The organism is Falsiroseomonas ponticola (assembly GCF_016805305.1).
GTDB classification, from domain to species: domain Bacteria; phylum Pseudomonadota; class Alphaproteobacteria; order Acetobacterales; family Acetobacteraceae; genus Falsiroseomonas; species Falsiroseomonas ponticola.
In genome coordinates this window covers 164,344-179,005 of record NZ_JAERQN010000005.1, presented here as the reverse complement: position 1 = coordinate 179,005, position 14,662 = coordinate 164,344, and the positions used below count along the sequence as shown (strand labels likewise).

At 72.0% G+C, this 14,662-nt stretch carries 8 protein-coding genes; 1 reads left to right on the top strand and 7 read right to left on the bottom strand.

Translation table 11 applies throughout. The features are described 5' to 3' along the window. Positions 1-11: 11 nt before the first annotated feature. The 7 genes from JJI54_RS16435 to JJI54_RS16405 all read right to left on the bottom strand — a co-directional run bounded on the left by JJI54_RS16435 (position 12) and on the right by JJI54_RS16405 (position 8,279). Positions 12-1,103, bottom strand: a complete 1,092-nt coding sequence (locus JJI54_RS16435; protein ID WP_203074103.1) for a glycosyltransferase family 4 protein — start codon at positions 1,101-1,103, stop codon at positions 12-14. Further along, positions 1,100-2,176, bottom strand: coding sequence for a hypothetical protein (locus tag JJI54_RS16430; protein WP_203074102.1), 1,077 nt, complete (start codon positions 2,174-2,176; stop codon positions 1,100-1,102). The genes JJI54_RS16435 and JJI54_RS16430 overlap by 4 nt, the downstream gene beginning before the upstream one ends. Next, the gene (locus JJI54_RS16425; protein WP_203074101.1) at positions 2,173-2,850 is read right to left on the bottom strand and encodes a hypothetical protein; all 678 of its coding nucleotides are present in this window, start codon (positions 2,848-2,850) and stop codon (positions 2,173-2,175) included. Before JJI54_RS16425 ends, JJI54_RS16430 begins: the two co-directional genes overlap by 4 nt. 9 nt (positions 2,851-2,859) lie before the next feature. Further along, on the bottom strand, positions 2,860-3,951 hold the full coding sequence (locus JJI54_RS16420; protein WP_203074100.1) for a class I SAM-dependent methyltransferase: 1,092 nt from the start codon (positions 3,949-3,951) through the stop codon (positions 2,860-2,862). Positions 3,952-4,292: 341 nt separating this feature from the next. Continuing rightward, positions 4,293-6,113: a glycosyltransferase family 2 protein gene (locus JJI54_RS16415; RefSeq protein ID WP_203074099.1), complete on the bottom strand. Its 1,821-nt coding sequence runs from the start codon at positions 6,111-6,113 to the stop codon at positions 4,293-4,295. Positions 6,114-6,158: 45 nt separating this feature from the next. Continuing rightward, entirely contained in the window at positions 6,159-7,280 is a 1,122-nt protein-coding gene (locus JJI54_RS16410; protein WP_203074098.1) for a glycosyltransferase family protein, read from the bottom strand. An 18-nt stretch (positions 7,281-7,298) separates the two neighbouring features. Then, positions 7,299-8,279, bottom strand: coding sequence for an NAD-dependent epimerase/dehydratase family protein (locus JJI54_RS16405; protein WP_203074097.1), 981 nt, complete (start codon positions 8,277-8,279; stop codon positions 7,299-7,301). Positions 8,280-8,842: 563 nt separating this feature from the next. Between JJI54_RS16405 and JJI54_RS16400 the strand changes: the two genes are divergently transcribed. Continuing rightward, a complete protein-coding gene (locus JJI54_RS16400) occupies positions 8,843-14,626 on the top strand; it encodes a glycosyltransferase (protein WP_203074096.1) in 5,784 nt (1,927 codons plus the stop codon). The last annotated feature ends 36 nt before the right edge of the window (positions 14,627-14,662 follow it).

Below are 14,662 nucleotides of genomic sequence, written 5' to 3'. Positions count from 1 at the left end.
GCGCGGCGGGGCTATCCGCCCGCCAGCCAGTCCAGCACCGGCGCCGCCATCACCCCGGCGTTGAAGCGCGCGGCCTGGGGCATGGCCTGGGCCGCCAGTTCCGCCTGGCAGGCGGGGTTGGCCATCTCCTCCAGCGCCGCCAGGAAGCCATCCACGCTGAAGGGGTCGAAGAACAGCCCCGCCGGCCCGATCACCTCCGGGAAGCTGGAACTCAGGGAGGCCAGCACCGGCTTGCCGAGGCTCATCGCCTCCACCGCCGGGATCCCGAAGCCCTCATAGACCGAGGGATAGACCAGGAATTCCGCGTGCCGCAGCAGCCGGTACTTCGCGAATTCGGAGATGAAGCCGGTGAAGCGGATGCGCGCCTGGGCTTCCGGCGACAGCTGCGCCAGCGCCTGGTCCGCCATCCAGCCCCGCGCGCCGATGACGATGAAGGTCAGCTCCGCCGCGGCGGCGGAGGGCAGTTCCAGCGCCCGCAGCAGCAGCTTCAGGTTCTTGCGCGGCTCCACCGTGCCGATCACCACGGCGTAGCGGCCCAGCCGGATGGGCGGCTGGTTCCGGTCCATGGCCTCGAACCCCTCGGGCCAGTCCACATACTGGTACATCACCCGCGCCTTGGGCCGCACCCAGGGGACATAGGCGCACAGCGCCTCCCGCGTCGCCTCCGAACAGCAGAACACCGCCTCGTCGGAGGCCAGCTGGTCCCGCAGCGGGTCCAGGTGGAAGGCCACGTTCTCCGGCATGTGGGTGTCCGGCATGACCAGGGTGCTGATGTCGTGGATGGTGCTGGCCTCCCGCGCCGCCGCGCCGGGGCTCGGCTTGACGGAGGGGTAGAGCAGCGGGATGGCGGGGTCGATCACCGGCCGCGCCGCCTCCTTCCCCACCGTCTCCACCTCGGCATGCACCACGTCGCGCAGGTAGGTGCCGGTGCCGATGCGGATGGCCTGGCGCACCGCATCCCCGGGCACGCCGTTCGGCCCCATGCAGAAGGACAGGCGCAGATGCGGGTCCAGCGCCTGCACCAGGCGGCGCGTGAAGACCGGGATGCCGGTCCACTGGCTTTCCAGCAGCGGCGTGATGTCGAGCGTCAGCGCGGGCTTCATGGCACCTGCCCCGTCGTGACCGGCATCAGCCCCTGCTGCGGGCGGAGGCGCCGCACCGTGACCGGCCGCCCGAGCCAGGTGGAGAAGAGGGAGGCCGGGCCGGAGAGCGACCCGCAGCCCGTGACCGCCAGCTCCGACACCGCATCCAGCACGTCCCGCCCGAAATGCCAGAAGGGCACGTTGGCATGCAGCGTCAGCCGCGCGCCCGCCAGCGCCGCGGGGTCCGGCATGCCGGCCACGAAGCGGACGGACCAGGAAGACCGGCGCGGCAGCGCGACACCGGTGCGGCTGAAGGCTTCCAGCACCGCCTCCACCTGGTCCTTGGTGGCGGCGTCGTCGCGGTCCAGCGCCGGCAGGCCGATCAGCAGCGGCCCCCTGGCGGGGTCCAGCAGCGTCTCCCGCACCTGCTTCGCCAGCTCCACCACGAAGGCGTGGTCGGCCAGCGCCGCCAGGGTCAGCGGCACGAAATGCGGGGGCTGCGGCAGGGGCACGCCCTCCATCGCCTCCTTCGCGCTCAGCACGCCGGCATAGCCATGGTTGCCGGGCAGCCAGACGAAGGGGGTGTATTGCGCGGGCTCCCCCACCGGCGTCACGGCGAAGCCCAGCGGCAGCAGCGGCGGCCGCACCCAGCGCGCGCCGAGCCGGAAGGACAGCGTGCCATTGACCTGGGAGGCGAGGCCCGCGAAGGCCTCCGGCACCAGCCGCACCAGGCGCTGCAGCGCCGCTTCCCGGGAAGGCAGGCCGCGGGGGAAGAAGAACAGGTGGTTGCGCAGCCCGGGGATCAGCCGCAGCGTGTTGCCATCGGTCAGCGCCAGGTGGTCCTCCGCCCCCCCGGCCTGCGCGTCCAGCCATTCCCGCGCGGCGCCATGGGTGAAGATCTCCGGCCGCGCGACGAAACGGATCTCGGTCCGCTGCGCTTCCGCCGCCTGCATCACCAGCAGCAGCGCCAGCCGCAGGTCGGGCGGCAGCACCGCGTCCCGCAGGCAGCGCCAGGGATAGAGGGAGCCCGGCAGGTCGAGGCCCGCCAGGTGGACCGCCGGCACGGAGACCAGCAGCACGGGGCCGCCGCTCATGCGGCCTCTGCCGGCCCGGCCCCCGCCGGCGCATCCAGCGTGGTGGCGAAGACGAAGGCGGGCTGGACCGGGGATGGCAGCAGCCGCGGCCGCGACCGGAACTCCCCGCTATCCGCCAGGATGGCCAGCAGGCCGAAGGGCGTCAGCGCGCCGCGGCGCATCAGCTTCTCGTAGCTGGCGAAGCCCACCGGGTCCGCCGGCCGGCCCAGCACATAGCCATAGGCCGCCCGGATGAAGGCCGAGAGGCCCTGCCGCGCGATGAAGGCCGCGAGGAGGTCCCCGCACCCCGCCAGCTGGTCGATGGAGTGCAGCATGGTCGGGTCTTCCGCCACCACCGCCGCCACCGTCTCGCAATCCCCGTCATCCGCGCGGCGGAAGGGCAGGCTCGGCTGCACATGCAGCACGGCGCCGGTCGCGGCCTCCACCAGCCGCAGCGTCTGCGCCATCAGCGCCTCGGGCTCCAGCGATGCCCGCAGGCGGAAGGCGCACCAGCCGTAGCGGAGCTGCGCCTCCATCAGGTCCTCGCGGAACAGCTCCGCCCGCCCGGCGGCCACCTCCGTCCCGTCCTCCGCCAGCACGGCCACCGCCAGCGTGGCGGCGGGCCGGTCCGGGTCGCAGGCCCACCCTTCGATGACGCCGTGCTGCGTGACGGCATCCAGGTGCGCCAGCGTCATGCGGCCGCGTCAGTCAAGGCGGACGCGCCGCGCGATGAACTGGGTGGAGATGCGGTCGAAGCCCGGCAGGCTGTGGTCGCGCGCGACATGCAGCGGCTGGAAGCCCAGCTCCTTCAGGATGCCGAAGACGATGTCCTGCCGCAGCACATGCACCTCCGGCTCCTCCGCCGGCTTGGCGGCCAGCCAGGCCGCGGTGTCGTAGGTATAGCCTTCCAGATGCGTCAGCAGCTGGAACACCGCGATCCCGCCCACCCGCATGCGGCCCAGGCAGCGGCGCAGGATCTGCGCCTGCAGCGGCGGCGGGTTACGGTGCAGCACCATGCGCGTGTAGAAGAAGTCGTGCTGCGGCACGTCCAGCGCGCGGATGTCCTTCACCACGGACAGCGACACGCCCTTCCGCCCCGCGCCCCGCACCGCCTGCTGCGCCAGGTCGATATGCGGCTGGGAGATGTCGAACCCCGTCACCTTGCGGAACAGCACGGAAAGCGGCACGGTCACGCGCCCCACGCCGCAGCCGTATTCCACCGCCTCCGGGTGGTCCGCCGGGTCGATCTCCAGCGCCGTCAGGCGGCGCTTCAGCACCTCGATCTCGTCGCGCCCGGTCTTCTGGAAGGCTTCCGCGTTCCTGGCGGCGAAGTCGGGGCTGAACCGCCGCTCCGGCAGGATGGAGAAGAAGGGCCGTTCCTGCCCCAGCCGGGTCCAGATGCGGCGGGCCTGTGCCTGCATCTTCTCGGTATCCTTGGCGGAGACCTCGATCTCCATCGGCACCGGGTCGTAGCCGGCGGCGCGGCGGATGGTCGGCGTCGCGACGGCGCCATAGGCCACGCGCTGGAACTCCGCCGATCCCATGATCCGGTCGCGCAGCGCGCCGATCTCCGGCGCCGCGGCCAGGTGCGCGGCCACCACCGCCTCCGATTCGGGTTCGCGGCCCAGCAGCAGGCGATAGGCGGCCACGACATCCGCGGCGGTGGCGGTGCGGTCGATCGGCTTCGGCGCGGGCTTGCGGGCAGGCGCGGGCTTCGCGGCCGGCGGCTTGGCGGGGCCGGGCGGGGCGGCGGCCGGCGGCGGGGCCTCGGATGGACTCGTCTGTGTTGCGCTCACGACCGATCTGTTCCCCGTCTCCAGCGTATCCGTTTGGCCCTTGGCCTCGGGATCCTCGCCGCTGCCGGCCTGCCGCCCCCCGGCGCGACGCCGGGCGCCGGTCTCCGGACGCCGAACCCCCTCAGCCACCAGACACACCATGGGTCATGCCGCGCCGCGGCCCGGTCCGATCCGGCCGCGACGGCGTTCCACCACGATATGGCTGTTTTTCAACTCCCCCGGCGCAAGGCATGGGTAGCCGTGCGACCTTTGGCGGTGTGTTTGCCACCAATGCGCGAATGGTACAGCTATCGTGGCGGCCTGCCAGCACGGCAAGATTAAATATAATAGTTCAGTCCTCCTCAGTTCACGTCGAACAGATGGCCGAGCAGCCCGGCCAGCATCCGTTCCGGGGAGACACGCTGGCGCGGAGTCATCACGCACAGGGTGCCCGCCTGCTCCTCCAGGTGGAAGTAGTCGAAGACGCGCCGGTAGCCCTGCCGGCGGTCGCTCACGTCATGGATCATCACCAGCGGCGCCGGCCCCTGCCCCGCCCGCGCCGCCGCCATCAGCGCGGCGGAGATGCAGCAGGCCACGCGGAACCGGCCATCGACCAGCACCAGGTCGGGGAAGCTGCCGCGCCGGTCCCAGGCTTCCCACATCGCGGCGATGTAGCGCGGCCAGGGCTTCACCTGCTGCCGGTCCACCGGCGATCCCCAATTGCCCACCTTGCCGATGTCGCCATGCACCAGGCTGCACCGCCCGGCGGCGACTTCCGCCGCCACTTCCGCGTCCTGCAGCACGCTGGTCAGCCAGGCCGGGTCGGATTCGACGCCGACCACCGCCTCGAACCCCTGCCGCACCGCCAGCAGCGTGGACCCGCCCGTGCCGAATTCCGCGTAGCGCCGCCGCCCGCTGCCGAGCACCTGGCGGAACAGCGCCAGCTCCTCCGCCGTCATGCGCGGCAGGCCGAGCTTCAGCGCCGGCTTCGCCCCCGCCTCCTCCGCGCCCGGATCCTCCGCCGCCGAGTCGCCCGCCGCCGCCACGGCCGGGGCGGGCACCGGCACCGGCGCGGGCGCGGCCGGCACCGGCGCGGGACTCGCGGCCGGCGCGGGGCTCGCCGGCGCCACGGCACTCGCCGCCGGCGCGGCACTCGCCGCCGGCGCGGCACTCGCCACCGGCGCGGCGCCCGGCTTCGCCTGGCGGGCCGCCAGCGCCGCCTCCCGCGCCGCCGCCTTGGCCGCCGCCGCCTCCGCCTTCGCCCGGGCCGTCTCCTGCTCCCGCACCAGCGCCTTGGCCCGCGCCGTCGCCTCCTCCTGCCGCAGCGCCTCGATCCGCGCGGGGCTCGGGAAGTCGAATTCGTTGTCCGTCAGGCCGAGCGTCACGGTGCGGGTGAAGCCCGCCGCCTCGAACTTCGCCTGGTTCATGTGCAGGCCGACGGCGCCGATGTAGCGCGCATGCACCAGGTTGGTGTTCAGCGCCACGCGCCCCAGGAAGTAGGTCACCGCCTTCTTCACGTCGTCCTGGGAGGAGACGCCCACCTCGATCCCCCGCGCGCGGTAGTGGCGCAGGATCTCCGGCGTCGGCCGCAGCCGGTAGTCCCGCCCCAGCACCATGGCGTAGTAGTCCGCCATCACCGGCTGCATCTCCTCCCAGTGCTGCCGGAACAGCCCGAAGCCCCAGAGATGGCCCAGCCGCCGCAGCGTGCGGGCATGCTTGCGCTGGTCGGCCTCGCTGGCCTGGAGGTTGCCGTAGCACGCGAAGTAGCCGACCTTGCCGCCGCCCGGCCCGGATGGCGCGCAGGCATCGCGCAGCCGGTCCAGCGTGGCCAGGTAGTTCGGCTCCAGCACCAGGTCGTCCTCGAAGAAATAGGCGCAGTCGGCGCCGATCTCCCGGAACATGTGCGTCTCGGCCCGGAAGAAGTTCTCCGCCACGCCGACATTGAAGGGGGACGCCATCACCCGCCCCTCCGGGAAGATCTCCCGGAACACGGCGATGCAGGCGTCGATGTCGTCGGCCTCGGCGCAGATGCGCCCGCTCTGCGCGTTGCGCCAATTGTCCTGGAACAGGAAGACCTCCCGCTCCTCGATCGCCGCCCCTTCCTGTGCCGCCAGGCTGGCCAGCACCTGCCGGAGGTAGTCCGGCCGGTTGAACGACATCACGGCGATGGGCGGGTGGCGCATCGATCCTGTCTTCCCCTCCTGCATGGCACCGGCCATGCCTTGGCCTCAACCGAGGTAGAAACCCTTGCCCTGCGCCTCCCGGCTGCGGAGCAGGGAGCGGCGCACCTGGCGCAGCGTGCGCACGCCCACATTCTTCGCATAGTATTCGTCATCGGTCGGCAGCCGGTCCATCAGCAGCCGCCACAGCGCCTCCAGCTCCTCCCGTGTCACCGGCCGGTCGGGGTTGAAGAAGGTGCGGCGCATGACGGCCAGCTCGCGCTCATAGGCATCGCGCCGGTGGGCGCTGCAGGCCTCGAACTTCTCGGCCGCGATCCGGTCCAGCACCTCGGCGGACCCCTCCGGCAGCTGCTCCGGCAGCGCCTCCACCACCGGCGCCTCGGCGAAGCCGTGGCTCACGAAGCGGTCCTCCCGGAAGCTCTCCCCCACCGCGCCGATGTAGCGGGCGAAGCCCACATCGGTGTTGATGCGCGCGAAGCCCAGATCCGCGCAGGCCATCGTCTTCGCCACGTCCTGCGACGACGCCATGGAGGAGACGCGGCACTGCGCGAACAGCTCCACGATCCGCAGATGCGGCCGGGCCTGGTAGTCCACCTGCTGGTACACCTGGTGGAAGGGCTTCAGCCAGGGCTGCATCGCCTGCCAGCAGCGCCGCGTCAGCCCGAACCCCCAATGGTGTTCCAGCGGCACGATCTGCGGCGCCGCCGGGTTGCCCTGCCGCCGGTGGTCGCCATAGGCCGCGAAATAGCCGAGGTTGGGGTGCCGCCCGAAGCGCGCCGCCAGCACCTCCATCATCGCGAGGTAGGCGGGACCCAGCTCCAGGTCCTCCTCGAAGAAATAGGCGAAGTCGGCGCGCAGCGCCTGGAAGGCGTGGCGTTCGCCGCGCAGGATGTTCATCGCGACGCCCAGGTTCTCCGGCGCCGCATGCACCTGGCCGCGCGGGAACACCTCCCGGAACGCCGCGATGCTGGCCTCGATCATCGCCGGCTCGGCGTAGGAGATGGCGGAGCGCCGGGACTTCGCCCCATCCTGCATCAGGTGGATGGAGGCCTCGTCCAGCGTCACGCCCTGCTGCGCCTTCAGCGACCGGCACAGCCGGCGCAGGTATTCAGGCCGCGCGAAGGCGAAGATGATGATGGGGGCCTGTACCACGGGGCTGGCGCCGGACATGCTTCGGGCCGCGCCCGCTCAGCCGAAATGCCCGCGCCACCAGCCGACGAAGCGCGTCAGCCCGGTGCGGAGGTCCGTCGTCGGCTGCCAGCCGAAATCGCGCTTCATGGCGGAGACGTCGGCGAAGGTGGCGGGCACGTCGCCGGGCTGCATCGGCAGCAGCTCCGTCACCGCCTTCACGCCCAGCAGCTCCTCGAGCATGGCGACCATGTCGAGCAGCTCCTCCGGGTTGCTGTTGCCGATGTTGTAGAGGCGGTGCGCCGGCGCCGCCGGCGCATGGTCCAGCGCCGCGATGATGCCGGCCACGATGTCGTCCACGAAGGTGAAGTCGCGGCGCATCTTCCCCTCGTTGAACAGCCGGATCGGGCGGCCCTTCAGCATGGCGTCGGTGAACAGCCAGTAGGCCATGTCCGGCCGGCCCCAGGGGCCATAGACGGTGAAGAAGCGCAGCCCCGTCAGCTTCAGCTTGTAGAGGTCCACATAGACCTTCGACATCAGCTCCCCCGCCGCCTTGGTGGCGGCATAGAGGCTGGCCGGCGTGTCCACCCGGTCCCCCTCCCGGAAGGCGCCATCGGTGCGGGACCCGTAGACGGAGCTGGTGGAGGCATAGACGGTGTGGCCGATCCGCCCCTCGCTCCGCCGCACCGCCTCCAGGATCGCGAGGTGGCCGGTGACATTGGCCGCCGTATAGGCGAAGGGCGCCTCCAGCGACCAGCGCACCCCGGCCTGCGCGCCCAGATGCACCACGCGGTCGATCGCGGGGTCCGCCTTGAACAGGCCCAGCACCGCCTCCTGGTCCGACAGGTCAAGCTGGTGGAAGGCGAAGGCGCCGGGCGCGGCATCGCCGGTCAGCGCCGCCAGCCGCGCCCGCTTCAGGCCCGGGTCGTAATAGGGGTTGAGGTTGTCGAGCCCGACCACCTGCTCCCCCCGCGCCAGCAGGGACTGGCAGACATGCGCGCCGATGAAGCCGGCGGCGCCGGTGACGACGACCTTGCCCATGGCCTCAGCCCACCGCGACGGCGACGCTGGCGTGCGGCATCGGTCGCGAGATGGATCGGGGCGAGAGGCGCATGGGGCGGCTTCCTTGAACGCCGCAACGGACCGGGGGCGGGCGGCACTGGGCGCGCGCCCCTGCCGGATGCGGGGATGTGCGCCCGACCTATACCGGCCGGGGCGCCGGGCCGCCAGATGCGCCCGCATTCCCCCCGCCCCCGGCCGGGCCGCGCGGCCCGCCGGCGCGTGCACTGCAAAAAAGCAAGGCAAGGTTGCACCAGAATCAACCAACCACCGACGGTAGTGGCGGTTGCATTAAGAAGTGCCTCCGGGGCTGGAAGGGCGCCGCCTGTCCGGGCTACACACTCGCGCGCATTGAGGGTATCCGTGTTTCCGACATGTAGATCAGGCGGTTCCAGGACGGCATCGCCGCAGGGCAACCCGATGGCCGTCCGGTTCACGGGCGCGCCGATCCGGCGGCCGCCACAACCGCGCTTCGCCGCCACCGGGCCCGACCTGTCCCCGAAGATGGGGCATCGGCATCAGCACACCTTGGGACGAACCGACGCATGACAACGGTCAACATCGTCACGTCTGATCGCGGCTGGATCCTGGAGAAGCTGGCCTCGGAAGTGGCCGACCGCCTGCCCTACGTCACCTTCGGCGATGGCCGCGATCCCAAGGCAGCCATCCAGTACTACGTCACCTATTCCTGCCGCGGTCAGCGCCTCTCCCCGATCGAGGTCGCCTATTTCGCGCATCTGGAGCCGGAAGGCCCGGCCTATGAGCAGTTCTTCACCACGGCGAGGGAGGTGGAGCACTGCGTCTGCCACGCGCGCCTGTATGAAGGCGTGCTGCGCGAGGCGGGGATCGAGAACGTCACCACCATCTCCCCCGGCGTGGATACGGAGACCTTCAAGCCGAAGCTGCGCATCGGCGTCGTCGGCCGCACCTACCACACCGGCCGCAAGGGCGAACACCTGGTCGCCGCGCTGCAGGACATCCCGGAGATCGAGTGGTCCTTCACCGGCACCGGCTGGCCCGGCCCCGCGCTGGAACTGCCGGGCGACCAGTTGCCGGACTACTACCGCAGCCTCGACTACGTGCTGGTGCCCGCCCTCTACGAAGGCGGCCCGATGTGCGTGGTGGAGGCCCTGGCCTCCGGCACGGAGGTGATCGCCCCGGCCATCGGCTGGGTGCCCGAATTCCCGCATGTGGAATACCAGGTGGGCGACATCGCCGACCTGCGCCGCGTGCTGCTGGAACTGGTGGAGAAGAAGCGGGCGCTCCGCGCCTCCGTCATGGACCGCACCTGGGATGCCTGGGCGGAAGGGCATGACCGCGTCTTCCAGGGGCTGGCGAAGAAGCACGGCCTGACGCTGCGCGCGCCGGAAACCAAGGTCCGCCGCGCAGACCGCCCGCGCAAGGTCGGCCTCTTCCTGCATGGGAACGAGAACAAGTCGCAGGGCGGCCCCACCGTCCGCGTGCCGCGCCTGGCGCGGGAGATGACGCTGGCGGGCATCGAGACGGAGCTGCGCGTCCACCCCGCCGCCAAGGGCTTCGGCGACCTCGACTTGGTGCATGCCTTCAACACCTGGTCGCCCTGGTCGGCGCTGGACCTGCTGCGCCGCGGCCGCCAGGCCGGCCGCCCGCTGGTCTTCTCCCCCATCTTCCTCGACCTGACGCGCCGCGACCTATGGCAGGAGAAGCTGCCGAAGCTGCTGGCGGAAGCCGAGCCCGGCGCCGCCACCGACGCCGCCCTCGCCCCCTTCATGGCGGAACTCCGCGCCCGCCGCGCCAGCGACGAGCCGGGCGCCGAGGCCGTGCCCGGCTTCCACGCCGCGGTGCGGGAAATGGCGACGCTCTCCGACCACATGGTGTTCCTGAGCGAGCGGGAACGCTCCCGCCTCGCCCGCATCGGCGCGCCGGTGGAGCACGGGACGGTGGTGCACAACCCCGTCGATGCCAAGCTGTTCGCCGATGCCGATCCCGCCCTGTTCGAACAGGAATACGGCCTGAAGGACTTCGTCCTCTGCGTCGCGCGGATCGAGGCGCGGAAGAACCAGGTCATGCTGGTCCATGCGCTGCGGGACACGGACCTGCCGATCGTGCTGATCGGCCACACCGCCAACCAGCCCTATCGCGACATCCTGGAGAAGCACCGCACGCCGAACGTGACGGTGATCGACCGGCTGCCGCCCAACTCCCCCCTCCTCGCCTCCGCCTTCGCCGCGGCGCGCGTGGCCGTGCTGGCCAGCTGGGCGGAAGGCGCGCCGCTCGCCGCGCTGGAAGCCGCGGCCTCCGGCGCCAACCTGGTGCTGAGCGACGAGAGCGGGGAGAGCGAGTATTTCGGCGACCGCGCCCGCTACTGCGACCCGGGCGACCCGGCCTCCATCCGCCGCGCCATCCTGGAAGCCTATGAGACCCCGCGCGACGCGGAGGCGATCCAGGCGCAGAAGGACTTCATCGCCACCACCTACAGCTGGGACCGCCACCGGGACGGCACGGAAGCCGTCTACACCAAGGCGATCGAGGCCGCGAAGGCCCGCGCCCCCGCCACGCCGGACCGCGCCCCCATCCTGCCCCGCGCGCTCGCCGCCTCCGGCAGCCAGGACGTCGCCTCGGCCGGCGACTACAAGCCCGTCACCATCGTCTATGACGTGACGACCAGCGCCAACCACAGCGGCCGCTGGACCGGCATCGCGCGCGTCGAAGCGGCGCTGGCGCTGGCGCTGCGCGCCGATGCGCGCGCCGACATCCGCTTCATCGCCTGGAACAACAAGGCCCGCCAGTTCGTGGAGATGCCGTTCGAGGGCATCCGCGCCGGCAAGCTCTCCCGCCTGCTGGCGCATTACGACGACAACCCGCCGCCGCTGCTCTCCCTGCCCGCCGGCGCGCACTACATCGTCCCCGGCAGCGGCTGGATGCAGAACGCGCTCTATGCCGAGAACGTCGTGGCGCTGGCGCGGCTGCACAAGCTGCGCCTCACGCCCATCATCCACGACATCATCCCGACCAAGTTCCCCTTCTGGTTCAACGAAGGCTACGCCCCCGTCTTCGAACAGAACCTGACCATGCTGCTGGACGGCGCGGACCAGATCGTCGCCATCTCCCAGGCCACGCGCCGGGACGTGGAGGAGTACGGCGCGCGCGTCCAGGGCCTGTTCATCCCGGAAGTCGTCGTGCTGCGCGAGGGCGACGAGATCCAGCAGATCCTGCACGCGGAGGACCCGAAGGCCACCGCGGCGATGGAGAAGCAGTTCGGCAGGAAGCCCTTCGTGCTGACCGTCGGCGCCATCCACCAGCGCAAGAACCACAAGCTGCTCTACGACGTCTGGCTGAAGCTGGCGGAGCGCATGGGATCGCGCTGCCCGCACCTCGTCATCGTCGGCGGCGTCGCCTGGAACGGCCATGACGTGGCGCGCGCGCTGCGCGGCGATGCGCGGCTCAAGGACCACGTCACCATCCTCGACGGCGTCGATGACCTGGTGCTGGACTGGCTCTACGAGAACTGCCTGATGACGGTCTATCCCTCGCTCTACGAGGGATGGGGCCTGCCGGTGGGGGAGAGCCTGCGCCACGGCAAGCTCTGCATCGCCTCCGACACCTCCTCGGTGCCGGAAATCGCGCCGGGGCTGGTGGAGCTGCTCGATCCGCTGGATGTCGCGGCCTGGGCCACCAAGGTGCAGTTCTACGCCGGCAGCCGCACCGCCCGCGCGGCGGCGGAGGCGAAGATCCGCGACGGCTACCGCCCCTTCGGCTGGAACGAATCCGCCGAACACCTGCTGGACCTGCTGGCCGCCAGCCAGGACCGCGCGCGCCCGCCGCGGCCCTACACGCTCGGCGCCATCGTCAACTTCGCGGACCGCGTGGCGGCGTCGCGCTTCCGCGGCGGCGGCTGGCATCCGCTGGAACGCTGGGGCTGCTGGGCCAACCATGTGCGCAGCGAACTGGTCTTCGAACCCGGCGTCGCCCCCAGCGAACCGCTGGTGCTGATGGCCGAAGCCCGCGCCCTGTCCTTCCCCAACACGCCGTTCGAGGTGCGGGTGCTGGCGAATGGCGCGCCGGTGGCGCGCTGGAAGCTGCGCGGCGGCGACCTCCAGGCGCTCTACGCCGTGGTGCCCGCGGCGCTGGCCGCCCGCGGCCGCCAGGTGCGCATCGAATTCGAGAGCAGCAGCCTGACGCCCGTGCGCCAGGTCAGCAAGACCGATGACAGCCGCCTGGTCGGCCTCGGCATCGCCAAGGTGGCGCTGGCGCAGCTCTCCGGCGTGAAGGATGCCGGCATCTATTTCGGCACCGCCAACCGCCCGGCCTACCGCGCCAGCCTCGGCCAGACCTATGGCGTGGGGGGGGAGGCGCCGATCCAGCCCTTCCTGGCCGGCGCCTGGGGCACGCGCTCGGGCTGGGGCATGGTCAGCACGGACCTCCGCCCGCGGCTCGAACTCTCCATCACGGAAATGCCGGGCCGCGACCTCGACATCGACCTGCGGCTGCGCCCGGTGGCCACCGCCGCGGCGCCGCTGCTGATGCTGGCGCTCGCGAATGGGGAGGAGGTGGGCGCCTGGACCTTCACCAGCGACACCCCCGTCACCGTCACGCTCCGCCTGCCCGCCACGCTGCGCGCGCGGTCGGAACCCATCACCATCGACCTGGTGGCGGCCGATGCCCGCGCGCCCAAGGCGCTCGAACTCGGCGCGGCGGAGGAAGCCTACGGCTTCGGCGTGATCGGCTTCGAGGCGCGCCTGGCCGGCACCGCTCCGCGGCGTGGCCGCCTGGCGCTGGCGCCGGGCGGCACCCTCGCCATCACCTCCAGCCAGCAGGCGACGGAGCTGTCGGCGCTGCGGGCCGCGCTCGGCCTCGACTGGCACGCGCCCGAACGCGTCGCGACCTGGAGCTTCGGCCCCACCGCCACCCTGCCCCTTCTGATGGGGGAGGAAGCGGCCGGCGACGGCGCGCTGCTGACGCTGGAGGTGGAGGGCTTCCGCCCCGCCCCGGGCGCCAAGGCGGTGAACGTCGTCGCCACCGCCGCCGGCCGCACCCTCGGCCGCTACACCATGGATGCCGGCCGCATGGGCACCATCGACGTGCCGGTGCCGCCGCATGTCCTCGATGCCGGGGGCGCGGTGGACCTGGTGCTGTCGGTCGATGCCGCGCTGTCGCCCTTCGTCGCCAAGGGCTCCACGGATGAACGGCCGCTCGGCCTGCGCCTGGCCCGAATCACCCGCCGCGCCCTGCCCATCCTGCGCAGCAACCGCATCCTGAAGTTCGGCATCGACCCCGAATCCAAGACGCAGGAGGAGGACGCCGCCGTCACCATGCGCGGCGACTGGTACCCGGCGGAGCTGTCCGGCTGCTGGAGCCGCGGCGATGGCGGCGGCCTCGCCATCGCCCCGGTGGTGGGGGACGACCAGGCCTGGCGCCTCTTCGTGCTCTGCCGCACCATCGCCGGCACCCCCGCCGCCCCCGCGGTGGTGGAGGTGGAGCTGAACGGCACGCTGCTGGACCGCTGGGAATTCACCGGCGACCGCACCGTGCTGGCGGAGGTGCGCGGCCTGGCCGAAAGGCTGGGGGATACCCCGGTGGCCACGCTGTTCTTCCGCCGCCTCGGCGCCATCTCGCCCAAGGATGCCGGCATCAACAACGATGGCCGCCTGCTCGGCATGCAGCTGACGGCGGCGCTGCTGGTCGGCCCCGGCACCAATGAGCGGAAGGTGCGGGACCGCCTGGCCTCCGCCGGCCTCGGCCGCCACCGCCTGCTACAGGAAGTGGAACGCCCGCCGGAGCCCGAGCCCCCGCCGCCGCCCCCGCCGCCGCCGGAGCCCGAGCCCGCGCCCGAGCCGGTGCCGGAGGCCACCCCCTCGGTCGCCGAGCAGGCGGCCGCGGAAGCCGGGGAGGCCCCGCCCCCGCCGGCGGTGCCGAAGCTCAGCAGCATGCTGGACTTCTCGGTCGATGGCCGGATGGAGGGCGTCGCCCTCAGCGGCTGGTTCGATGCCGAGCCCGATGGCCGCTGGTCCCATGCCGAAAGCGCGGAAATCCGCCTGCCCCGCCCGCCGGAAGCCGGCCAGTCGCTCAGCCTGGAGCTGTTCGGCCGCGTCTTCGGCACGCAGGTCAGCGGCCCCGCCATGGTGGAGGTCCGCGTCGACGGCGTGATCGCCACCAGCCTGCGCTTCGAAAGCGACGACTTCACCCAGCAGAAGGTGGAGATCGACTGCAGCCGGCTCAGCCGCGGCGGGACGGAAGTGCCCGTCAGCCTGCGCCGCGCCGGCGCCGTCTCCCCGGCCGAGGCCGGGGAAGGCAATGACGAACGCAAGCTGGGCGTCCTGGTGCACACCCTCGGCGTGGTGTGGCAATAGGCGCCGGGCGGGGCGTTAACCCCGCCCCGTTATGAT

Bases quoted from the DNA above. Each gene is read 5' to 3' on its own strand.
- JJI54_RS16435 (WP_203074103.1), bottom strand. From the start codon at position 1,103: ATGAAGCCCGCGCTGACGCTCGACATCACGCCGCTGCTGGAAAGCCAG.
- JJI54_RS16425 (WP_203074101.1), bottom strand. From the start codon at position 2,850: ATGACGCTGGCGCACCTGGATGCCGTCACGCAGCACGGCGTCATCGAA.
- JJI54_RS16415 (WP_203074099.1), bottom strand. From the start codon at position 6,113: ATGCGCCACCCGCCCATCGCCGTGATGTCGTTCAACCGGCCGGACTAC.
- JJI54_RS16430 (WP_203074102.1), bottom strand. From the start codon at position 2,176: ATGAGCGGCGGCCCCGTGCTGCTGGTCTCCGTGCCGGCGGTCCACCTG.
- JJI54_RS16405 (WP_203074097.1), bottom strand. From the start codon at position 8,279: ATGGGCAAGGTCGTCGTCACCGGCGCCGCCGGCTTCATCGGCGCGCAT.
- JJI54_RS16400 (WP_203074096.1), top strand. From the start codon at position 8,843: ATGACAACGGTCAACATCGTCACGTCTGATCGCGGCTGGATCCTGGAG.
- JJI54_RS16410 (WP_203074098.1), bottom strand. From the start codon at position 7,280: ATGTCCGGCGCCAGCCCCGTGGTACAGGCCCCCATCATCATCTTCGCC.